Annotated in this window: 22 protein-coding genes; 1 reads left to right on the forward strand and 21 read right to left on the reverse strand. The window is 46.5% G+C overall.

Going from position 1 to position 23,308, the window contains the following annotated elements:
- Positions 1 to 58: 58 nt before the first annotated feature.
- On the reverse strand, positions 59 to 1,414 hold the full coding sequence (gene ffh / locus EBB_RS16185; RefSeq protein WP_192394769.1) for a signal recognition particle protein: 1,356 nt from the start codon (positions 1,412 to 1,414) through the stop codon (positions 59 to 61).
- Between the two features lie 126 nt (positions 1,415 to 1,540).
- On the opposite strand from ffh, the gene EBB_RS16190 reads away from it, so the two are divergent.
- Entirely contained in the window at positions 1,541 to 2,338 is a 798-nt protein-coding gene (locus tag EBB_RS16190; protein WP_192394770.1) for a cytochrome C assembly family protein, read from the forward strand.
- Positions 2,339 to 2,383: 45 nt separating this feature from the next.
- Here the strand turns inward: EBB_RS16190 and EBB_RS16195 are convergent, their stop codons facing one another.
- The 20 genes from EBB_RS16195 to EBB_RS16290 all read right to left on the reverse strand — a co-directional run bounded on the left by EBB_RS16195 (position 2,384) and on the right by EBB_RS16290 (position 23,222).
- The gene (locus EBB_RS16195; RefSeq protein WP_192394771.1) at positions 2,384 to 4,879 is read right to left on the reverse strand and encodes a 6-hydroxymethylpterin diphosphokinase MptE-like protein; all 2,496 of its coding nucleotides are present in this window, start codon (positions 4,877 to 4,879) and stop codon (positions 2,384 to 2,386) included.
- A 106-nt stretch (positions 4,880 to 4,985) separates the two neighbouring features.
- Positions 4,986 to 5,843, reverse strand: a complete 858-nt coding sequence (locus EBB_RS16200) for a flagellin N-terminal helical domain-containing protein (protein ID WP_192394772.1) — start codon at positions 5,841 to 5,843, stop codon at positions 4,986 to 4,988.
- Between the two features lie 545 nt (positions 5,844 to 6,388).
- Positions 6,389 to 6,721 carry a hypothetical protein gene (locus EBB_RS16205; RefSeq protein WP_192394773.1) on the reverse strand — a complete coding sequence of 111 codons (333 nt, stop codon included), beginning with the start codon at positions 6,719 to 6,721 and terminating at the stop codon, positions 6,389 to 6,391.
- Positions 6,721 to 7,107, reverse strand: coding sequence for a flagellar export chaperone FliS (gene fliS, locus EBB_RS16210; RefSeq protein WP_026602079.1), 387 nt, complete (start codon positions 7,105 to 7,107; stop codon positions 6,721 to 6,723). The genes EBB_RS16205 and fliS overlap by 1 nt, the downstream gene beginning before the upstream one ends.
- Before the next feature lie 15 nt (positions 7,108 to 7,122).
- Complete coding sequence (fliD, locus tag EBB_RS16215) at positions 7,123 to 8,520, reverse strand: flagellar filament capping protein FliD (RefSeq protein ID WP_192394774.1); 1,398 nt, start codon at positions 8,518 to 8,520, stop codon at positions 7,123 to 7,125.
- A gap of 26 nt (positions 8,521 to 8,546) precedes the next feature.
- Entirely contained in the window at positions 8,547 to 8,984 is a 438-nt protein-coding gene (locus tag EBB_RS16220; RefSeq protein WP_192394775.1) for a flagellar protein FlaG, read from the reverse strand.
- A gap of 62 nt (positions 8,985 to 9,046) precedes the next feature.
- Positions 9,047 to 9,898 (reverse strand): flagellin domain-containing protein, encoded by an 852-nt coding sequence (locus EBB_RS16225; RefSeq protein WP_192394776.1) that lies wholly within the window; start codon positions 9,896 to 9,898, stop codon positions 9,047 to 9,049.
- 127 nt (positions 9,899 to 10,025) lie between these two features.
- Entirely contained in the window at positions 10,026 to 11,078 is a 1,053-nt protein-coding gene (locus EBB_RS16230) for a nucleotidyltransferase family protein (protein ID WP_192394777.1), read from the reverse strand.
- A gap of 3 nt (positions 11,079 to 11,081) precedes the next feature.
- Positions 11,082 to 11,729 carry an acetyltransferase gene (locus EBB_RS16235; protein WP_192394778.1) on the reverse strand — a complete coding sequence of 216 codons (648 nt, stop codon included), beginning with the start codon at positions 11,727 to 11,729 and terminating at the stop codon, positions 11,082 to 11,084.
- Positions 11,726 to 12,793 (reverse strand): N-acetylneuraminate synthase, encoded by a 1,068-nt coding sequence (gene neuB / locus EBB_RS16240; protein ID WP_192394779.1) that lies wholly within the window; start codon positions 12,791 to 12,793, stop codon positions 11,726 to 11,728. Before neuB ends, EBB_RS16235 begins: the two co-directional genes overlap by 4 nt.
- Complete coding sequence (neuC, locus tag EBB_RS16245; protein WP_192394780.1) at positions 12,790 to 13,968, reverse strand: UDP-N-acetylglucosamine 2-epimerase; 1,179 nt, start codon at positions 13,966 to 13,968, stop codon at positions 12,790 to 12,792. Before neuC ends, neuB begins: the two co-directional genes overlap by 4 nt.
- Complete coding sequence (locus tag EBB_RS16250) at positions 13,968 to 15,107, reverse strand: LegC family aminotransferase (protein ID WP_192394781.1); 1,140 nt, start codon at positions 15,105 to 15,107, stop codon at positions 13,968 to 13,970. Before EBB_RS16250 ends, neuC begins: the two co-directional genes overlap by 1 nt.
- Entirely contained in the window at positions 15,100 to 16,080 is a 981-nt protein-coding gene (locus EBB_RS16255; RefSeq protein WP_192394782.1) for an NAD-dependent 4,6-dehydratase LegB, read from the reverse strand. The genes EBB_RS16250 and EBB_RS16255 overlap by 8 nt, the downstream gene beginning before the upstream one ends.
- Positions 16,077 to 16,802, reverse strand: a complete 726-nt coding sequence (locus EBB_RS16260; RefSeq protein WP_192394783.1) for an acylneuraminate cytidylyltransferase family protein — start codon at positions 16,800 to 16,802, stop codon at positions 16,077 to 16,079. The genes EBB_RS16255 and EBB_RS16260 overlap by 4 nt, the downstream gene beginning before the upstream one ends.
- Before the next feature lie 33 nt (positions 16,803 to 16,835).
- On the reverse strand, positions 16,836 to 17,900 hold the full coding sequence (locus tag EBB_RS16265) for an SAM-dependent methyltransferase (RefSeq protein ID WP_192394784.1): 1,065 nt from the start codon (positions 17,898 to 17,900) through the stop codon (positions 16,836 to 16,838).
- 55 nt (positions 17,901 to 17,955) lie between these two features.
- Entirely contained in the window at positions 17,956 to 19,083 is a 1,128-nt protein-coding gene (locus EBB_RS16270; protein ID WP_192394785.1) for a class I SAM-dependent methyltransferase, read from the reverse strand.
- Positions 19,084 to 19,099: 16 nt separating this feature from the next.
- Positions 19,100 to 20,239 carry a glycosyltransferase family protein gene (locus EBB_RS16275; RefSeq protein WP_192394786.1) on the reverse strand — a complete coding sequence of 380 codons (1,140 nt, stop codon included), beginning with the start codon at positions 20,237 to 20,239 and terminating at the stop codon, positions 19,100 to 19,102.
- 108 nt (positions 20,240 to 20,347) lie between these two features.
- Positions 20,348 to 21,166 (reverse strand): sulfotransferase domain-containing protein, encoded by an 819-nt coding sequence (locus EBB_RS16280; RefSeq protein ID WP_195880885.1) that lies wholly within the window; start codon positions 21,164 to 21,166, stop codon positions 20,348 to 20,350.
- Positions 21,167 to 21,183: 17 nt separating this feature from the next.
- Positions 21,184 to 22,020: a hypothetical protein gene (locus EBB_RS16285; RefSeq protein WP_192394788.1), complete on the reverse strand. Its 837-nt coding sequence runs from the start codon at positions 22,018 to 22,020 to the stop codon at positions 21,184 to 21,186.
- An 80-nt stretch (positions 22,021 to 22,100) separates the two neighbouring features.
- Entirely contained in the window at positions 22,101 to 23,222 is a 1,122-nt protein-coding gene (locus tag EBB_RS16290) for a glycosyltransferase family protein (protein WP_192394789.1), read from the reverse strand.
- Positions 23,223 to 23,308 lie beyond the last annotated feature (86 nt).

Here is a 23,308-nt window from a genome sequence, read left to right on the forward strand (position 1 = left end):
AACTTAATCAAACTATTCTACGCGATTTTTACAATAAGTGAAGGACAAATTACGACAATCACATTCTCATGCCGCGCATATTGCTCTTCAAACCGCGCATCATGTTAGCGATATTACCTTTGCTGAATTTTTTCATCATCTTTTCCATCATTTGATGCTGCTTCAACACACGATTTACAGCTTGCAAGTCCAAGCCGCAACCATCGGCGATACGTTGCTTACGCCCACCCTTAATTAGATCGGGAAAACGCCGTTCTTGCTTGGTCATTGAGTTGATTACGGCAATCTGATGCGCCAAATCCTTGTCGTTGACTTTATCCTTAATGTCTTTGGGCACGCCACTCATACCCGGCAGCTTATCCATCATAGCGCCAAGTCCACCCATATTCTGCATTTGTTCAAGCTGCTCTTTGAGGTCGTTCAAATCGAAGCTTTTGCCTTTTTGCAGCTTTTTGGCTAATTGTTCGGCCTTTTTCTTGTCGACATTTTGCTCGATATTCTCAATCAGCGACAACATGTCGCCCATACCGAGAATACGCGAAGCCAACCGATCGGGATAGAAAGGCTCTAAGGCATCGGTTTTTTCGCCGACACCGATAAATTTAATCGGCTTACCGGTTACATGTCGAATGGAAAGCGCAGCTCCACCACGCGCGTCGCCGTCGGCCTTGGTCAGAATTACACCGGTCAAGGGCAAGGCATCATGAAAAGCCTTAGCAGTGTTCGCAGCATCTTGACCCGTCATGCTATCAACCACAAATAAGGTCTCGATCGGCTTGATCGCGGCATGCAAAGCCTTGATCTCTGCCATCATCTCGTCATCGACATGCAAACGCCCGGCGGTATCGACAATTACCACATCTAAAAATTGACGCTTTGCCGCATCTATAGCTCTGTTAACAATGTCGACCGGATTTTCGCTGGCATCGCTTTCGAAAAACTTTAAACCAACATCGGCAGCCAATGTCTCCAATTGTTTAATCGCTGCCGGACGATAAACGTCGACACTCACCACCCCAACTTTTTTCTTTTTCTTTTCTTTTAGATGGCGGCCTAATTTTGCCACCGTAGTCGTTTTACCCGCCCCCTGAAGACCTGCCATCAATACGATTGCCGGCGGATTGGTCCGCAGATTCAGCTCTTCGTTAGCCGAACCCATCACTTTAACCAGTTCGGACTGCACCACCTTGATCATTGCCTGGCCTGGCGTCAAACTGGTTTGCACTTCCTGACCCAACGCGCGCTGAGTAACTTGATCGATAAAATCGGTCACTACCGGCAAAGCAACATCGGCTTCCAGCAAAGCCATTCTTACTTCGCGCATGGTGTCCTGGATATTGCTCTCGGTCAGACGACCTTGGCCTTTAATTTTTTTTAGTGTGCCACTGAGGCGATCAGATAAATTATCAAACATAGCTGCGTCTTTATTTTTCTAGGGTTCCGGCGGATGTCTGCCAACACAAACGGATTACAACAATTGGTCTGCTTAGTTTAACATAACCGTATCGCAACACCTTTTGATTATTCCCCTGCCATCGCCATGTACACCACACCCGTCGGTCTATTTTCGATATTAAGCTATGCGATTGCCGCGACATTGATCGTTAAAGAAATCTTTGGCGCCAAACAGCACCGGCTATCCATGCAACTAGCTTGGCTTGGCGCAGGCTTGCATAGCGCCTACACCGTTTTGAATGTACAACACCATGACGGATTCAACTTTAGTTTTTTCAGTACCGCATCGCTGGCAGGCTTGGTTATTTGCCTTCTGCTGTTAATTGCCTCGCTGGACAAACCAGTGGCAAAACTTGGCGTGTTGATTTTTCCTGTCGCAGCAGCAATGCTGGCTTTAGATATTCATTACCCAGCTACGCCGCGCCTGCTTGTGAACCACAATTGGCAGATGAGCACTCACATACTGACATCGATATTGGCATTCAGCCTATTAAATATCGCTGCCTTACAAGCCATTTTATTGGCCGTTCAAGATCAACAATTACGCCATCGCCACCCCAAACGCTTTATGTTGGCTTTACCACCTTTACAGGCGATGGAATCACTGTTATTTCAAATGATTGCAACGGGATTACTGTTTTTGACCGCCTCCTTGGTCACCGGCTTCTTTTTCGTCGAGGATTTATTTGCGCAGCATTTGGTTCATAAAACCGTACTATCGATTCTGGCCTGGATAATTTTTTCCGCACTACTGTTCGGCAGGATTCGCTATGGCTGGCGCGGACAAAGCGCAATTCAGTGGACCCTCATAGGCTTTACTTCATTACTACTAGCCTATTTCGGCAGTAAATTGGTTTTGGAATTGATATTGAAAAAAGTTTGACCCTTTAAAATCATAGCGCAAGACTACGAGACACCATATCCGCAGCTAAAATCCAGCGGAAACCAACGCAGCCTTCATGGTCACGGCAACTTCAAGACCAGGTTTTTGAGTCAAAATGTAATCCAGCATCATGATAGCCGCATCATAGATTCCTTGCTCCGTATACAAGTTAGCCAATTTTATTTGCGCCAACGTATCGCTGGGAAATTGGCCGATGTAATTATTGTAGGCGTCTATCGCGACCATCACATCGCCATGCAGCCTTTGCATTTCCGCATACAAGGGCAAGTAGAAGGGATTCAATTGCGACAAACACTGTAACGCTAAATTGGCGGTATGAGCGTCATCGCTATCGATACCGATATCTGCAATTCTAATCAGGGCCTGCTCGACCAACACACCACCACCGTCAACAATTTGTCGATAAGCATCCAGAGCCTGAGCCGATGCGTGTTGCAATTCGGCCAAGTAGCCAGTAATCAGATTGCGATACGGCTCAACCGCCTGCTGATCCTGATGTTTACTCAAACTGACCAGCAAATCACTCAATTCTTCGATTTTTTTATGCTTGAATAACAAGCCAGCCCTTTGCTTCAGACTTGAAAGATTTCCCTGGCTTTTGGCCTTGGCAAAATGCCGAGTATTTTTATCATGCACAATATCTAAGAAGCGTTTTTCAAAATCGGCAAATTGAGCCTGAACATCTAACGGCACCTCAGCGGCAGCAGTCTTCCACAATCTTACGCGCCCAAAACTTCTGTCTTTTTGATATTGCTCTATTACCAAACCAAAATTCGGTACATCCGCATATTCCTGCTGCCTAGCCTTAACTCTTTCGACAGCGTCATCCAACAAACACATCAATTTCGCCGCGCCTTCCTGATAGGCGTCATAGAAAACATTGCCAAGTTGCTTGGCTTCTTCAGCACTCCATGCTTCATCGTTAAATGCCTTAGTCAACTTGATAAAACTTCTGATACCAAAGCTTTTCACCAACTTGCTGTAATGCCTATGTTCTCGCTTAAACTTCTTCTCGATCTGATCCAGTCTTTTTTTATCCTTATAGTTTTCAATGACTCCATCAGCACTATACATCTCGTCATTGACACGGCGCGCATTCTCCGCCAGACGGGCAATTCCTTTGATCTGAAATTGGGCACGCCCCAATTCATCAAGAATTTGTTTATGATATTTACTATGTTCGGTGGATTCGCTAACCCGCTCGACTACGATTTCAGCCACATTAATGGAGCCATCCCCAAATTCGATTTCGGATATGGGTGAATACTCGATATTGTCGACCTTGGCAGAACCGCCGGAAATATTGAAAATCCGACATCCCATGCCCGACAACTGTTTCGCCTGGAAATTCAGCGAGAGAATGGCTTGGGCAAAGTCACAACTAGTAGGCGCCATAAATCCGGCATTTGTCTCTACTTGCAACGATGTCAAATTAAAGCGTGGCCCGGCCAGTTGCTCGTCGCTACCGGTGGCGTGAGTAAAGCCTTCCTTGGTAAAGCACAAGTCTACGCCGGCGAGCACCATTCTTTTGAAGCCAAAATGATAGGCCACGCTCAACGCTGTATTGGTCACGGTGGGCCCAGCACTGCCAATATTCGCTACGTTTAGTGGTGACGGCCAAGGCAGTCGCGGACCAAGATAAAGCCCAAGGCCATGCCATTGATTAACTAATGTTGGGACGGTGTGGTAGGAATATACAAAAATAGGCTTGCTGCTGAACTCGAGCATTTCCTTGCTAATATCAAAGCTCAGATCAGTCGGATCCACCGAAAACACAAAATCCGGCTCGACATTGGCTTGTAATAACTGGCGAGAAATTCTGGAAACAGCAAAAACCACAACTTCGTTGCGATGCAATCTAAGCCATGGCAAAACCTCGTCAAGCGAGGGACCACCCGCCAAGATTAACACCGTCTTATCGACAAAGGCCTTTTCAAGCAATTTTGCCGGCCTTTGGTTATCGGCTAAGTTAATAATCTGTCTGGCAATAAACGCCTCGCTACCCAGCTCGACACTAATTTGCCAATACAGTTGCGACAGTACTTCCGTGACATGCCAACTTAACTCTGCATACTCCTCTATATAATCGTCTTGCGCACAAATTGCGTTGTAGGATCGTACTGCGTTGATATATAGATAATCGTTTATTTTGAAACTTTTAATAGCCTCCGGCCATTGTTCCAAACTGATACACAGAATTCTCTCATCCAATCCATCAAGCAATTGGTTGCATTTTAACCCCTGTAACACGCCTTCCGGTTCAACGAAGATATAGCGCGTACCCTTAGGTAAAAACTTAGTTTGCAAGTATTTTGGCAGTAACCCGGAATCCGTGCCGATAACCACATTAAGCGTATCTTCAGCAAACAGATCCTTACCAAACTTCGCATCAAACAACGCTTCAGCACTAACTTTATCGAAGCTGTTTCTATTTACGTTGAAAAAATATTTTTCACCAAAGTTGTTTACGCGTATTGGCCCTAAATCATATTGTCTCACCTGATCAAGTTCATCAACCATTTGCTACTTCTTGACTAAAGTTTACGGAATCTCGCTAGCTACGCATCAGCTTAGCATTCCTATATTCAAATGCACCGTGAATTCAGACTAAATACTGCGGCTGCTTTTATTTCAATAGCTGCAATACGCCTTGGGTTACTTGATTAGCCTGAGCCAACATCGCTGTACCCGCCTGCTGCAGAATCTGACTGCGGCTTAAATTTGCTGTTTCGGCAGCGAAATCGGCATCCATAATCCGCGAACGCGCCGAGCTTTGATTTTCAATGGAAGACTGTAAGTTAGAGATAGTGGTCATAAATCGATTTTGTATCGCACCTAAATTCGAGCGGAACGTATCTATCCGTTTTATGGCGGTATCAATAGCAGATATTGCTGACCGTACTTTAGCAGAAGCTGCTCCAGATCCAATAGAGTAACCAGCCGCACCAAAAAGTGCGCTTAGACTTGTAACTTTTATCAAGTCTGAAACCGTAACAGAAACTTGGTTGTCTGCTGCAGTATTCGCACCCACTTGAAAATTCGCACCTATTAACGAGCCGTTTAAGATTTTTTTCCCGTTGAATTCGGTATTTTGAATAATCCTTTTCACTTCAGACCCCAATTGCCTGAATTCAGTCTGTAGTTTATCTCTGTCACTACCACTTACAGCGGCCCTGTTAGCGGCTTGCACAGCCAAGTCACGCATCCGTTGCAATGTCTCAGTTATTGTACCCATCCCAGCTTCCGCTGTTTGCGCCATGGAGATACCGTCGTTGGCATTCCGCATGGCAACAGTCATACCGCGAATTTGCGACGTCATCCGGTCGGCAATCGCCAAACCGGCGGCATCGTCTTTAGCACTGTTGACTCTGAGACCTGATGATAAGCGCTCCATAGACATTTGCAGACTATCGTTAGTCCGCGTCAGAAACTTCTGACTATTCAGTGACGCGATGTTTGTATTGATGACCATTGATGATGGCATGATCGTTCTCCCGGTTGATACTAAATGGAATAGGCATTATTGCCGCCACTAAACATCAATCACTTTTCATGCCAATATATAAAAATCCCTTTTAAATTCAATAATTAAAAAAATAAAATGCTATTAATATCTTCAAACATGGCTGAAACACCCCAGATCAAAGGCCGTTTCGCCAATTTACCCGCCTTAAGACAATTAGAACGACATTTTTTTGACTCGCCCATCCGAAATCCGTTACCTAGAACAACCACATGCCGAACATCCTCAATAAAAGCAAAAAATATCGAATTAAATCAATAATATGCATGATTTTTTACATATTTTGAGAATCGTTAATTCAAGACACGAAAGGCTTAAAAAACGACGAGGAAAGCTGTAAGCTGAAATCAGACAGCAAATGAGGATCTAAGAAGAAGACAAAGGGGAGCGGCATTTCATTGCCGCCAAGACCACAATCAAGAATTGAAGGGATATATCGATACGCTGAACAGCGTGTTGTAACGGAATGATCTGGAAAGAACGAGGATGGGGCTGAATCAGATGGCTTAGTAACTATTATAAGCCTGCATTGCCTTGCGACCGCGATCCAAGACCGATTGCTGGGCGGCCGAGAGCGACTTTTGCTCTTCGATATAAGAAATAAAAACCGCATCCTGCTCAAGCATCAACTGAGCTACTTGCTTGATAAGTAGTTTTTTATGCTCTGGCAAGGACGCTACGCCCGCAAAAAACTGTTCTAAACAAACTTGCCTTTTATCCAATATATCAGCCAGATTCTCCCATTCCGCCTTTAGTATGCACTCTTGGATATTGTCGGCAAAACCTTGTAACTGCTGTCGCCACTCCAAGAAATTAGGATCCGGGAAATCGAGAGACATCAGGCAATCGCATCCCAGGCTTCTTTAACATCTTTCATCAACACAGTTACCTCATTTAGTATGTCTTCGCTGTTTTCACTGCTTGCCTGTAACAGCCGAAAGTTGATGTAATCGTACAATTGGCGGAGATTGACAGCAATTTCGCCACCCTGCTCTAAGTCCAGCACCTCGTTCAGACCACCGACTATGCCAATTGCTTTAGATATATAGATACTTTTCGCTTCCATATCCCCGTGAGTAATTGCACCTTTAGCAGAATTGATTCGAGCCAAAAACCCTTCCATCAACATTTGAATCAGCCGATGGGGAGATTCCTCGCCAAAATTGCTGGAGGTATGAACCTCAGCGTATTGTCTAGCGCCTTTTCTATGAGCATCAACGTACATGGGAAAACCTCTTCATTACAATTTGCTGATCCAGTTACTTAGAAAAGAACCGGTTGACTTAAATTTACCTACATTGACGTCCATGGCAGTGAATTGCTTTTGCAAAGTCTTTTGCAAATTATCCAGCCTCACCTGCACGTCGGCTTTACGGCTATCCAAGGCTGACAATTGTTTTTTCAGCGATGTTTGCTGACTATCCAACGGCCCACCTGATTGCAATACGTTATCCAATTTTGAATAAAGCCGAGTCGCTACGCCATCAGCCGACGAAAACACGTCACTTACAGATTGTAAACTGGCACTCAATGCGGTGTTAAGCTGCGTGCTATCCAATGACATCACGCCATCTTTATCTATTTTTATGCCGATCATGGCTAGCGAGTTATAGCTGCCGGTTGCTGAAGAAACCGGATTTGCCGAATCCTGCCTGACTTGAGAAGTCACGTAACGCAGGGTAGCATCGCCGATTAACGCACCATTTCCGGAACTGCTACCGCCAGTACCTCCACCATATTTGCCCAAATCTTTGGAAGTGGTATGTAACTTGTTGTACGCAGTTACGAAACTTGTCAGCGTTTTATTGACAGCCTCATTGTCCAAACTAACATCGACGTTTACTTTGGTACCCACTTGAGCAGATTTCAAATCTAGGGTCAGACCTTGAATGACATCGGTTATGGAATTGGTGCTTCGCGTCGCGGTTTGACCATCGACTTTGATAATGGCGTCGGTAGCCGCTGTCTGAGCACTCAAATTAGAAGAAAAAATTTGTGACAATCCTGACGTATCGGCGTTGTTACCATCGTCATCGCTACCTGTCACAGTAAATGCGTTGGCGAGTCCTGAGTTTTTGGCTGTTAGGACTAACTTGGAAATCGTACCGGTGCCAGTCGAGTTATCGACGTTAACGATACTTGCGGTAACGGAGGTATTGCCGGAAGCGTTGTTGATAGCATCCCTAATCCCCAACAACGTGTTATTACCCGAAGCGACCGTCACGTTGAACGAAGCTCCTGCGGTGGTTGCGATAGTCAAAGACCCAGTCCCAATGGTGGCAGCTGAGTTGGCAAACTCACCCGAAATAGATTTTTGCGCCTTTGCCAACTGGGTGACTTCCACGGCATAAGACCCCGCTACCGATCCTGCGCCCGCCACGACTTTTAGGATAGATTCGTCGGCAGATGCGGCTTTATGCGTTTTAAACAGATTCGCATCTTTAAGTTTACTTACGACCGCCTGAAAATCGGACAACGCGCTTTTCAAGGTCCCCAACCCACTCAAGCGCGTATTCGTTGTGTCTTGTTGCCGCTGTATCGCATTCAGTGCCGGCTGACCTTCAGCTGTCACCAATTGCGTCACCAGGGTGCCAATATCGATACCGCTACCAATACCCGTCGACGAAACTATGCTCATGACACTCTCCTCATCCGACTCACTTACTAAGCACGATCCTGAATCATAGAGCCTTGTTGGCCATCCAACTCCTGCATTCTTCTGATAAACGCCAGCATTTCTTCAGACGGAATTTGCCGCACGACATCACCGGTTTCACTATCAACGACTTTCACCACTAACTCCTTGGTTGAATCATCTACTTTGAATTGGAGATTACGGTTAACCGATTGAAGCAACGAATTTCCCTTATCCGCCGCTTTTTTTACCGAATCGAAAGAAGGCTTAACTTCGTTCTGTTTGTCCTGATCTTGGTTCGAAACTGCAGAGGACACAGTCGAGTCATTTTGCAACGCGGAAATACCAGGGTTACGCTTTTCAGCATCGACCCTGGCTCCCGCAAATGATTTTTCATCCGTTTGCTTATCAGCTTTAGCAACAGTCACGGGAGATAGCTTTAATACATTTGAAATCTCACTGTTCATGACATTCACCTTATGCTTTTCGTATTAAACGGGGGGTTACGGACCGTAACCCCCTATCAAAACTACCTTAGCAAACTCAACACGGATTGACCGGACTGATTAGCCTGAGCCAGCATCGCTGTACCGGCTTGTTGCAATATTTGCGTTTTGCTCAAATTGGATGTCTCTGTGGCAAAATCGGTATCCAAGATACGGGATCTAGCGGCGCTTTGGTTTTCTATCGAAGACTGCAGGTTGGCTACAGTAGTAGTGAACCTGTTTTGAATAGCACCCAAAGTTGACCTGAAAGTATCGATCTTTTTGATCGCACTATCAATAGCTGAAATTGCCGATCTAACTTTGGCGGAAGCCGCACCCGAACCGATCGAATATCCCGCAGCGCCAAACAAGGCACTAAGACTGTTAACTTTTTCCAAGTTCGAAACAGTAACAGAAACTTGGTTGTCTGTCGTGGTATTGGCACCTACTTGGAAGTTAGCACCCGCCAATGAGCCGTTCAAGATTTTTTTACCGTTAAATTCGGTGTTCTGAATAATCCTTTTGATCTCAAGACCCAGCTGTTTAAATTCGGTTTGCAGTTTGTCCCGGTCGGAACCACTTACCGCCGCCCTGTTGGCCGCTTGAACCGCAAGGTCACGCATACGTTGCAACGTATCGGTAATAGCTCCCATACCGGATTCAGCTGTTTGCGCCATCGAAATACCGTCGTTGGCGTTTCTCACTGCTACGGTCATACCGCGAATTTGCGATGTCATTTTATCGCTGATGGCTAAACCTGCCGCGTCGTCTTTTGCAGAGTTAATCCGCAAACCAGAAGACAAGCGCTCCATTGATGTCGCCAGTGAATCGTTGGTTTTATTCAAAAAACGTTGACTGTTCAACGATCCGACGTTTGTGTTGATTACCATTGCCATGATGTTACCCTCCAAATTTCGAGAACGTTCAGCGCTTCGAAGATTTTGTGTTGTGTTGAATTAAAAAGATTTGTTTCAAACTCGAATGATGTATCGGCCCGGATTTGGAGAACTTTAACCCTCTAATTCAGAAATATTGGGCGAATTCGCCCTGTGCTCTTAGAAAATCGGCTTCGCGCCCTATGTCCAACCAATAGTCATTGACCGGAAACATAGAGACTATCTCGCCTGCAGCCACTTGTTGATTGAATAAGGTCGGCATATCCAGCTTTTTCTGCTTTGCGATGCTGTTGATCAAACTGTGATCCAGCACATAAATTCCCGCGTTGGCCAAGCAGCTTTGCACGGGCTTTTCTTCAATGCCGATGACTCTCTGCTGCTCCAATCTCACGACACCGTAGGGAATTTGATACTCGTATTGGCGTACGCACAAGGTAGCAATCGCTTGTTGTTCGTTGTGATACGCCAACAGCCTGGAAAAGTCGATCTGGGTCAGAATATCGCCGTTCATCACAATCAAGGGTACATCCGGCAAATTGTCCGGCATTAAACCGATTGCACCGGCAGTGCCCATTGGTTCGGTCTCATCGATATAGTCGATTTTAATTCCCCAACGCCCGCCATCACCAAAGTAGTCTTTGATTTGCTGCGCTCGGTAATGCACAGCTATATAAAATTGTCTAAATCCTGACTTAACAAAATTCTCAATGATGGTCTCCAGAATCGGCTTGCCGCCGATTTCTAACAGCGGCTTGGGGCATTCGTCCGTATAGGGCCGCAAACGCGTACCGAATCCACCCGCCATCAAAAACACCGGATTGGGGAATGCCGGCTGCTTATACAGCGCCTGCAGCGACTCCAGCCGCACCACCCTGCCTTGTTCATCGACAACCGGCAATTGGTAGAGATGATGACCTTCCATCACGGCGATCAACTGGGTCTTGCTGTCATTTAATGCGGCAACTTTCGGCCGCTTATTCATCACCTCAAAAACCGGGTGATCCAAAGACAACCCACGGATCAAAGCCCGGCGAATATCACCATCCGTCACCACACCCAGCAATTTTTCTTGGTCGTCCACGACCAAAGCAATCTGCAATGCGGCTCGATCAATCACCTCGATGGTCGCTCGCAACGTCGCTTCCGGACGAATCAATACCTGCTGCCAATGCTGTTTCATTTATCAATCCTGTTGCAAATCCTGTATGTGCGAACGCGGCGGATAGACAATCTGCTTGCAACCGACATCGCGCGTCACCACGCTGCCCGCACCAACCACACTGCCGGAACCGATACGTATGCCTTGAATGATGGTGGCACCAGTGCCGATGTGCACCTTATCGCCCAATTCCACCCCACCACTCAGCACCGCACCGGGCGCGATGTGCACATCGCGGCCAATGCGACAATCGTGCTCGACAATCGCCCCGCTATTAACTATGCAGTTTTCAGCAATTTCTGTGCCCGCCTGAATAATGACACCCGCCATGACCTGCACGCCCTCAGCCAGTTGCACATCGCCCGCCGCAAACGCGCGAGGATCAACCACCGTGTGAAACCGATAACCTTGCACCACACATCGTTGATACAAGTTCGCGCGCAAACCGGCATCGCCTGGCAGAGAGCCGATGCCATTGACTAACGCGACACCATCCGCTGCATAAGCGCGTATTACCGAGTCATCGCCCAGCACCCTGACCCCGAAATGCTCGCCGCCGGGCAGTCGGTGAGGATCGGTGATGCCCAGTATTTCAATATCCAACCGCCGTAACATGTCGAGCAGCACCCGCGCATGTCCGCCGCTTCCCAGCAAAATGACCGGCTTACTCATTCGATCAAGTCATCCACGTCATAACCACGACGACTGGCTTGGCCAAGCAATCGCCAATATTCCATCGGACTCAGGCCGGTTCCAGGCCGCTTGCTTGTCAAATTTTCGGCGCTAAATTTGTCGCCGGCGTTTATAGCAGCCGCAGCCATCAAACTTTTACGCGCAACCGTGCGATTTTGTAATTCCACTGCTTGCGGCGTCTTGCCGGGACGGCCCAGCGCCTGTTCGACGGCGCGAATATCCCGTACCATTTGCTTTAATTCAGCGGGCTCCAGTGACACTTGGTGATCCGGACCTTTTTGACTGCGATCCAAGGTGAAATGTTTTTCTATCAATATTGCCCCCCGCGCCACAGCGGCAATCGGCACGACCAGCCCTTCGGTGTGATCCGAATAACCGACCGGCAGGCAAAAAGCCTGCTGCAACACGTCCATCGCCCGCAAATTCACATCCTTCATCGGCGTCGGGTATTCGCTGGTGCAATGCAGCAAGGTGACTTTTTCATGTAAAACCGCTTGCCCGGTTTCCGAACTATAGGCTTGCTGAAATGCCGCCAAAGACGGTTGCTCCCCACCCAACAAGCCAAACGCCAAAACCCCCAACGCGGCTTCCACCTCACCTAGCGTAGCCATGCCGGTGGAGACAATGATGTCCTTGCCAGTTTGGGCATGGGCCAGTAAAAAAGGCCCGTTGGTAATCTCACCCGACGGAATTTTCAGTTTGCATAGACCAAGTTCGTCCACCAAAAATGCCAGACTATCGAAATCAAATGCGGTCGAAAGAAACTCGATACCTAGGCTTTGGCAATAGTCACGTAACTGAAAATGAAACTCGTATTTCAACTCCAGCTTGCGCAACATATCCAATTGGCTTTCGGCGGCGCCTGTCGTGTGTTTTTGATAGTCGGCCTTACTGGCAGACTGGGTGACCAATTTCTCGGCTTTAAAGGTCTGAAACTTCACCGCGTCGGCACCCGCCGCGACTGCGGCATCGACCAACTGCATCGCGGTTTGCAAGCTGCCGTTATGGTTGACACCCGCTTCAGCAATGATGAACACACTCATTCAAGCACCTCTAAATCGAAAAAACGCTTCTTAAGCAGCCCATTCATCGACGTCTGCTTCAGTAAATCTTTGATCTTCAGCGATGCGCCACCTCGACCGTAGGGATTTTCAACCTGCGCCAAAGTGTCGGTAAACACCCCGGAAAATACCGTGAGCAAGGCAGCCCGGATCGCATCGGCCTGCGGCTGGCAATGCAATACGCTATCCGCACAAATTCTTCCACGCTGGCGATCACCGATATTCACGGTGGCGACATGAAAAGCCGGCGCTTCTATAATCCCACTGGACGAATTGCCGACGACAGCATCGACCAACTTCAGGGTCGACAAATAACGCAGAGAACCCATGGATTTAAAGCTGGCTACTCGGCGGGAATGGCGTTGTCGATAATCCTCTATCATGCTGGCGATCACCCTGCCGTCGGCATCAGCGTTGGCATGGGTGAATATGATATGCACACCGTCAAACTCATCCAAAGCCCGCAGCAGCTGGGCAAACTGCTCAGCCGCCGTCGCCGCTTCCAACGTCACCGGATGAAAAGTCACCAACAGGTTGCGTGTCCCAAACTTGAAATCCAGCGCTTGTTCAAGCTCAGATTTATCCAGCAATGGCAACTTATAAACGCTGTCCAGTCCCGGTGCGCCAACGTTGAACACGCGATCCGGCTGCTCACCGAGTTGAATCACCCGCTGCCGGTAGATCTCAGTTGACGTGAAATGCAGGTGAGCCATTTTAGTGATGGCATGACGAATGGCATCATCCACCGCGCCTTCGGTCAGTTCGCCGCCGTGGATATGCGCGATGGGGAGGCGCAAGTTCATTGCAGCCTGCGCCGCCGCGAATATTTCGAAGCGATCACCCAGCACAACGACGATGTCCGGTTGTAAATCGTCTAAGGCATCAGCGAAACCGATCAAGCCCAAGCCCATGGCCTTGCTGATGCCCACCGGCGTATCCGACGATAGCAGCATTTCCACCTTGCGATTGATCGTGAAGCCGTCAGCGGCAATTTGCTGCCAGGTCAAACCGAACTCCGGCGACAAGTGCATGCCGGTCACAACCAACTGTAAGTCCAGGTCCGGGTCCGCTTGAATTTCCTTCAGTAGCCAATACAGCAGACCGTATTCGGCTCTGGAACCGGTGACAACGCAAATTTTGCGCGGCACGCCATTCATCACGAAACCACGCTACTGGGCACGTTGACCAGCCGCTCAGCCAGTTGGCGCGATTGCCGCAAGCCATCCCGTTGACAATGTTTGTACATCGGCAAATCAGACATCAGCTCCCACAGCGGCCGAGTCATCACACCGCGCGTATTGCTAAATTCCAGAAAGGTGTCGCGCTGCGTCAGGTCATCGAGCAACAAGGCGTTGAGCCAGTAATTGGCATGAGTTCCGGCAGGTTCTTCGACGAAGTGCGCGCCGCTGGCTTGCGCCCAATCAAGATAGCGTCGCGCCAATGCGCGTTTACGCTCGACAAAATCAGGCAGTTGCTCAAGCTGCGCCAAGCCCAAGGCGGCATTCAAATTCGGCATTCGGTAGTTGTAGCCAACTTGGTCGTGTTCGAATTTCCAGGCATGCGGCAGTTTGGCCGTGGTCGTCAAATGCTTAGCCCGGCGCGCCAGATCCGCGTCGTCGGTCAAAATCATGCCGCCGCCGCCGGTGGTGATGATTTTGTTGCCGTTGAAGCTGAGCACGCCAAGTTTGCCGAAAGTGCCGCAATGCCGGCCATTGAGCCGGCTACCCAACGCTTCCGCCGCGTCTTCCACCAACGGTATCCCATAGCCGTCGCATACGCGAATCAACCCAGCCAGATCGCAGGGATGGCCGAAGGTATGCATCGGCAGACAGGCGGCAATGCGCTTACCGCTGGTTTTGTTGTAAACGCCATCGTCTCGGTGCTCGCAAAATTGCTCTAAAAATCCAGCCAAAGCTGCCGGCGACAAACCCAGCGTCGATGCATCAACGTCCACAAACACCGGCTCTGCGCCGCAGTAATGAATCGCATTGCAGGTGGCGACAAAAGTCACAGCTTGAGTAATCACTTCTTCGCCGGGCTGAACGCCAGCCAGCAACAGGGCAATATGTAACGCAGCGGTGCCGTTGACGGTCGCTATCGCGTGTTTGGCCCCCGTGTATTCAGCGATTTTGGTTTCAAATTGGCTGACATAAGGCCCGACACTGGACACGAAAGTACTGTCGATCACATCCAGCAAATACTGCTTTTCGTTGCCGGCAAAGCGCGGTTCGTGCAAGGGGATGAATTGTTCGGTTTGATAGATTTCCCGGACCAAGCGGATAAAGCCGTCAAACATTGTAAATATCCGCTTTGTATCGTTTCAGATTATCCGGCTCGGTAAACCAGGCCACGGTTCGGCACAGACCTTCCTCTAAAGTCACTTCCGGCGCAAAACCGGTCAACGCCTTGATCTTGCTGTTATCGCACCACAAGCGGTTTACTTCGGACTTCTCCGGCCGCAGCCGTTGCTCGTCCACCAAAAACTCCACATCGCTAGCCATGATGTTTTTAATCAGGTTTAGCGTGTCGCCGACAGAAATTTCAAAGTTAGAACCGATATTCACGGTTTCGCCGATGGCTTGCTCCGCTTCGGCCAGGGCGATAAAACCCCGGCAGGTATCTTCCACATAATTGAAATCCCGGGTCGGCGAAACGTCGCCCAGTTGAATCTGTTTTTTACCGGTGGCAATCTGCGTGATGATGGTCGGAATCACTGCCCGTGCCGATTGCCGAGGGCCGTAGGTATTGAAGGGCCTGGCGATGGTAACAGGCAGATTAAAGGCATTGAAAAAACTCATCGCCATCGCATCGGCGGCAATTTTCGAAGCACTGTAGGGCGACTGCGGTTGCAGCGGATGCTTTTCGTCGATAGGCACGTATTGCGCTGTGCCATAAACCTCGCTGGTGGAGGTATGAATCAGACGTTTCACACCATTGTCCCTCGCCGCCTGACAAATATTTAAAGTGCCGCGAATGTTGGTATCGACATAGCTATCCGGCGCCTGATAAGAATACGGAATCGCGATCAGCGCTGCCAGATGAAACACCGTATCGCAGTCACGACTCGCAAGCCGGCAAAACTGCGGATCACGGACATCGCCGCAGATCACCTCAATCTGATTTTTACAGGCCGCCTCCTCCAGCCAACCCCAGTCATTGAAGGAGTTGTACTGCGCCAGCGCCCGCACCTGGAAGCCACGCGCTACCAACATTTCCACCAGATGCGAGCCGATAAAACCGTCCGCGCCGGTGACTAAAACTTTATTCATACCAGTCCTTGTTTAATGTACGCCTCAGCAATGGCCCAATCTTCTTCGGTATCTATGTCCAGACTTTGGATCGCATTCATCACCAGTGGCACCGTTTTTGGCGGGTAAAACGATTTGTGTTCCAGCAAATAATCGGTCTTGCATAAGTACATCGCTCCATTCGGTGTCAGCAATGGCTGGCTCTGCTGACGAGCAGCCTGGGTAGATTTGATTTTATCCAATGGCGACAAAAATCCTTCATCACAGCGAAACAAGGTGGTTAAGTTACGGTGAATTTCTTTACACCCAATCACTGCATCGGCACTTTCAGACTTCAAAATGGCTATAGCTTGATGAATTATAGTCGGGGAACGAAATGGGGAAGTGGGTTGCAACCACATGGTTTGCTGGGGTAAATAACCATGTTCCCCACAAAACCATTGCAAAGCATGCTGGATCACCTGCAACGCAGTAGCAGTATCTCCGGCACAGTCTGCAGGCCGCAAAAAAGGCACAGTAAGCCCAAGCTTGAGCCCAAGCTCCCCATAAGCAGGGCTATCGGTTGACAATAATGGCAATACATTGGCCAATCCCGCGCGCGCTATCGCATCGGTAGTCCACTGTAACAATGGCTTACCGACGAGTATCTTAATGTTTTTGTCGGCGACACCTTTAGACCCGCTACGCGCCGGAACAATCAACAAGGTCTGAAAAACTGTGTCCACAACACCATTTGCTTTCATTTAGAATAGTCCGCCATGCCAGACAAATAGCGGTCATCGGGGCCGCGTAGCTAGCAGCGACACCCAACTCCCTTCAGTCAACTCAGGAAATATCTCGGTAGCCCCCCAGTCTCGCGTTCCCCAAACATTAATTAAAGACAAGCCAGCTAAACTCATTGCCCCCTCAATCTCTTTAACCCTCCAAATCCAATCCATGTGAGAAAACCCTTCAGGCTCACAACTCGGCGAAAGTTTTACAGTTCGAAAGTAAAACTTAAGTTCGCTAGGGATATAACGCCACTCTTTTAGCAAAAAGGTTCGATTTTCCTCCTCTTCCCAAAATTGCCTAACAAATACATCGTCTACAGATTGTCCACCAAACCAACCTCTCACACAACAATCGAACTGCCAACAATCAGCAATTAAGATTCTACCGCCTGGCCGAACTACACGAGCAATACGATCAAACAGTGTCACCACGTCATCCGGCTTCGCAGGCAGGGCCGCTCCCGCGAAAAAACAACCAACAGACACCAATGCATCGAAGGAATGCTCCGTTGTATCAAGATATTCCAACGCGTCGAGGCTCACAAACTTGGGAGTTACTGACTTCAATACGGCAAGTTCACTAGCCATAGCCACAGATGTCGGATCAGGTTCAACACCAGTAACCTGAAACCCATGCTCAGCCATACGAGTAGCAACTCGACCAAACCCCGACCCCAACTCCAAAATCGTCGCTCCTGCGGCGAGGTCGAGTTGCTCTATTAACTTATCCACCGACGCTTCGGCAAGTTTTGCATCCGGACAACTATTCCAAAACTGGGCTTTTTCTAACGGGGTAACTCCAGGGAATCGTTGCGCGTGACTAAATCCAGACGGATTTCCGGAATATTCCGCCAACGAAGAACCGATACGATGCCATCCCCAACGAGCTTGATCCGCTAATATCGAAGTTAGAAAGTCCATCGTAACATTCGACAAACCCGCACCACGCGCGGCTGATTCGATTTTTTCCCGATGTCGGCGTCGTAAATGAATTGTCGCAATTGTCGGGTTCTCCAATTTATTAAGCCATTGTGTCGCCTCCAACTCCCAACGCAACTCATCAGCAGGCATTATGCGAATCCCTCATATTGATTGGACTCCTGACCTGATAGCATGACCTCTTAAATTAATTCCGACGGATAAAACTAACATGCTGTTGGCCCCGACCAAAAAGTGAAGAAAACTCGGCAAAACCATCCAGGATGCCTACATCTAAATATTTCCGCAAGACATTATGATAGTCGCGTAAAGCCAATTCAGTATCATGGGAAAAGCCTGCGGCTAAATCGATTACCTGCTGCAAATTATCCAATACGGACTCAACTAATCTCAGTTCCCGTTCAGATTCGAAGCGGTGAATCAACCGAAAAATTTTCGAACATAATTTAATTAGCAATTTGTTGATATGAACGGGGACCGCAGGCGTCCAATCCCGATGGTTGATTAAGTTATGGACATTGGCCATGTAAGCCGTACGACCAATTTCATTAAACCCCGAATTACTATTGCGTATAGTTCGATACCATCGACTATCGTCAATGAATCGTGGTGATGTTCCATGAATATCGAATTCCCCTTCCAATGCATCAATGGCATCCGAAATTGAAAACGAAACTTCTTCCCACGGTCGTAACAAATTATCCAATATCCAGTCAGCCGACGACCTATTTATACCGTCAATGGTTTTTAGATGCGAGTCAAATAAAGGTATTAGAACACCTAACTTTGTATCCAACGAATCGCTCGGCGAAACCACTAATAACGCTATTAATCGCCTCAGTAATTCCGCAAACGTGGATACTGCGTCTTGGCACGTAATAATTAAAATACCACCCGCTGAGACGCGCTTGGCCACTTTTGCCAATAATTTCTCCGGCTTGGGCTCTCTAGGAATGACGCTTTCACAAATTACCACATCGAAAAAATCAGCGCTTTCAAAAGCCTCAATAGAACTTAGCCGAAATTCTAACTTAGTTTCCGGAGAGCAAAATTCCATCAACCGACCCCTAGTCTTTTCCAGGCAAACCTCATTCGAATCAACCAGCATATAGTGATTAGGACGCTGCAATAACGGAAAAATAGCGTTTTCACCGAATCCGGGACCAAATTCCAAAATAGATTGCTTATTAAGAAACTTCGGAACAATGCCTAGATGCTTATACAACGCACTACGACAATTTATAAATCTGTCCAAATCCGAAACCTCTCTTTGGAACGGTTGAACTTGCTTATAATAGCCAATTTGATCTTTCATCAAATTATTCCTTTCATTAAAAAAAGCTCAGATCATCTACGAGTTTCTGAACGCGGTGATTCCATGTGTGTTTTTGCAATACTTCCAAACTAGCCTTATCGCAAATTTCCAATCGCTCTTCGGGATGGGCCAGATAAAAAGCTACTTTTTCAGAAAAATTGGCCTCTTGAACCTCAACATAGTGGATGCCAGGTGTAAAAACAGTCCGAATCCCACCTGTTATTTTATCGTCAGGACCTGCCAAATAAAACAATAACCCACCTGATGCCATGCAATCCAAAGTTCTAAAATGAACACCGACACCTTCATGGAGATTAATCCTAGACGAGCCATAAACCCGACGAATGTCATCGGGATCAGTTAATGTAGTTTGATAATACGGCCTATATTTGTCCCATTTGCCCCATCCACCAGGCCCATAAAATCTCAGGGAAACATCACACGCAGCAGCCATATCTAGTAATTTACGCCTAAACATCATTCGCAAAACGGCCCTGCAACCCAAATCGTATTGAACGCAATTATCTAGATTAATTTGCCGTCTATGTGATTCCGGTAAAAAAGACAACGCAACAGCAATATAGTCATCCTCATTAAACCCGGTCAAATCAACTTTCAAAACACCGTCCTCTAAATGTCGCAAGGCATCTGCAAACGTCACGACAAAATCACTGGATTTGTAAATAACCCGTTTAAGCTCTCTAGAAGTCCAAGGAAACGAAAGATGCCCTACAAAGGAAACATCCGAAATAAAATCTAACGACTCAGGATAATAAATATCCTTATCAACTCCTGGGGGAAACCAATCCATAATTTTTGTAGCGGAAGCCTGGCAGTCTTTCATCCAGTTTTGCCAGAACAGATAAATAATATCACTGCCAGAAAAAGTATTAATCTTCCTACCCTGATTATCGACTATCCATGCGATATGTATTATGTCTTTCGGAAACTCTGGAATATCACTCCTAGTTCGGTTCATTTCAAAAACAATATCCGGTCTTCCTCTTTTACAAAACTCTATTAACTCATTACCGGCTAACAAGCCCGGCCATCCGATGACTTGAAAACCATGGCTTTCCAATGCTTTTTTTATAGAAAAAAAAAGTGTTATGTAAAAAGGTGTTATATTTGGAAGAAAAAGTGCAATTCTAGCCATTTAGAATATATGAAGAGCTCAAGACTTGGTGAAAAAGCAAAATACATCTACCACTATGACGCAGTAATTTGACCACGAAGCTTTACTTCTATCAAATTAATACATCGCTTAGTGACTGGCTTTGAAAATAGAATTTACTTCCAGTACATGTGAAAGATTAGCTGCTTCCAATAGACTGGGAAGCATTGGGGCGTGGGAACAGAGTTCGTTCCTGATCTTGTGAATATGATCAACAGTCAACTCTTCGACGTGACTACCAGAAACCCCTTTTCGAAAATGCGAACTGGTATTTTGGCGAATCGCGTGAGCTTTCATAACATCAAAACGACTATTGAAAACAATTTTTTCCAGTGTTTTTTCGTCTAAGTTGATTTGCAGAAAATTAGCAAGCCTTTGAACTTCCTCAGGTTTCCGCTTAGTCATATCCTCGTAACTAGTAACAAAACAAGGATAAACCTCGGCAAATTCCAACATTAATTCCATTTGCCGAAAATGGGGCCCCACCCCCTTCCACACAAAATCCGGCTTTAGCATACCCTCGATAATACCGCTAAAACCATCATTTTTACTGATACTTTTAAAATAATGATCTACATTGCGACCGCGACCAACATCAGCATCGATATTGTTGGCAAATTGATAATACATTGACACTGCAAGGTCATAAATATTCCGCATTATAAAAACGGGGCGAGCCTGATGTAACATTAGGCTTTCCTGTACCTCTTTTGTTGGAAACAAATGCCAAGCATAAAAACCTCCATCGGGATAAAACAACTTACTTGCATCCATATAATTAACTTTACCAGGCGTGATCTCCGGCTCCATAGAAGAAAGCCCTGTCAAATCCTCGACTATTCGCTTCATCATCTCTGTCCCTGATTTGAAAACAGAGAGTAATACTATTGGAAAAGGCTGCTTATACACCTGCTCTCCAAAGCCTGCTAAAGTATATAGCCATATCCTTCAAACATTTGCATAGCTTCTTCATTAACAATTTTTTTAAATGCATACTTTTTCCAGTCCGGCCAAAGAGCATATTCTTCTCTTGGCAATATTCGTTTAGGCAGCCCTCCACGAAACGGGGTATAGACCCATGAATAAACAAGCTCCATAAGAACAGAATCGAACTGTACCCTTCCATGAGTCAAGTAAGATACAATCTTATTAAATAAATCAGGACTTTTGACTATATCTTCCAAACAATAATTTCTCACATCGGACCTTAAATCTGAGACCATCCGGTTTAAAATGAGCATTCCCTGATAAGACGACCAAATATCAACATCTTCGCGGGTATACGGTTTCAGATTTAAAGCGGACAAAACCTCATGATTAACTACACTCCACTCGTGATCCAGAGGAGCAGAGTTACCCAAGGGCATTCCCATATTGCCACAGCGCCAAGTAACATAAAAATGTAGCCAACAGTAGGGGTGACGAACCAGATTGACGAAACAAACATCCTGCTGAAAAACGTCCCATAATTGTTCGAGTTGATAGGCTCTATAACAATAGCAATTTCCAATTGCTAAATATGCCCGCCCCAAATCAGCCAAAAAACGGGTAAACTGGATCAAATCCGGTCTTTCTTTTCTGGATCGTTCGTTCAAATACTTCTGCCGTACACTTTCCCCAAAGTAAATCATAATATCGGGATGACTATTGAGAGCCTTGGCAAACCAGTTAAACCAATGATCGTCAGCCGAACCATGCGACGAGACATAAAAAACATGACTTACAGACTCATGGATTAGTGAATTACTATGTATGTTTTTCAAAAACCTTTTCCTTTAGATTTTAGCCCAATCGATATATTATTAAAAAACCTACGACAAAACTGGAAAAAACAGAGTATTCGTCACCCAATCTTGTACCCCAAATACATAAGATCATCTAATATCGATTTAACTCGATGGGTCCATGTGTGATTTTCTCGAATAATCACTGCAGCAGAATAGCGTATTTTTTGAGCTTGCCGGGGGTTATTGACATAAAACTGATATTTATCCTCAAGATCGCCAATATCAAATTCGACATAATGCTTATCGGACATAAAGAAATTCTTTATTCCTCCAGTTCTGTCATCATACTCGCCTTTAGGAATGAATATTAATCCGCCGGACGCCATGCAATCCATTACGCGAAAATGCATGCCATTACCGTTCTCGTGAAAATTGAATCTTGATCGACAATACACCCATCTCATTTCTTCACTGGTTTCCAAAAACCTGTGATAACAATTCTTGTAATTTGGCCACTCTAACCAATTTGCAGGCCCAAATATCGCTAAATTTGTAATGTCTAAAATCTTATCCAGCAATTGCTGCCTATTTAATAATCGGATTAACCTACCACTCAAATCGTATTTAAGCACATTATCCAATACAACCTCAGAACCGAAAACATTTTCCGCAATATCGTAAAGAATATCAACGTAATCTTCTGGAATTTTTAATCTAGATTTAAATTCTATAAAATTTTTCTCCAACTCAGGCAAAACCTCCGAAAATAGCAGCCGCTTATCGTTAGAAGAAATATTTCGACTCAACTCACCCGGGGACCATGGCCTAGGTATATGCCCAATAAACGATGATTGGTATTTAAACTCACAGGCCTCAGGAAAATATTCTTGCTCACAAGCGCCCGGCCCAAACCATCGATAAAAACTATTGAAAGGAAATTTCTCTATCCATTTTGGCCCAAACAGATACGTAATATCACTCCCATTAAAATCTGTAATTGGCCGCCCATTGAAATCGACTACCCAACAAATATGCACTATATGCCTTGGCAAGAACGATATATCTCCTCTCGGCCTATTCATTTCAAATATCAATTGTGGATTATAGTTATTTATCCATTGCAACAAATCAGCTTCGTCCAACAAACCGCAATGAAATGATACCTCAATATCAAAGGCTCTAAAGCCGCGCGCAATTTGCCTTGCCACCCCCTGATACCAAAGAGTATTTCTTGGCATGAAAATTGACACATGCCTTATCTTCACCACCCCTCCACCATAAAAAGATTCGTTACTTATTGTTAAATACTATTTAAAAATTGGTT

The organism is Methylomonas fluvii (assembly GCF_014850975.1).
GTDB classification, from domain to species: domain Bacteria; phylum Pseudomonadota; class Gammaproteobacteria; order Methylococcales; family Methylomonadaceae; genus Methylomonas; species Methylomonas fluvii.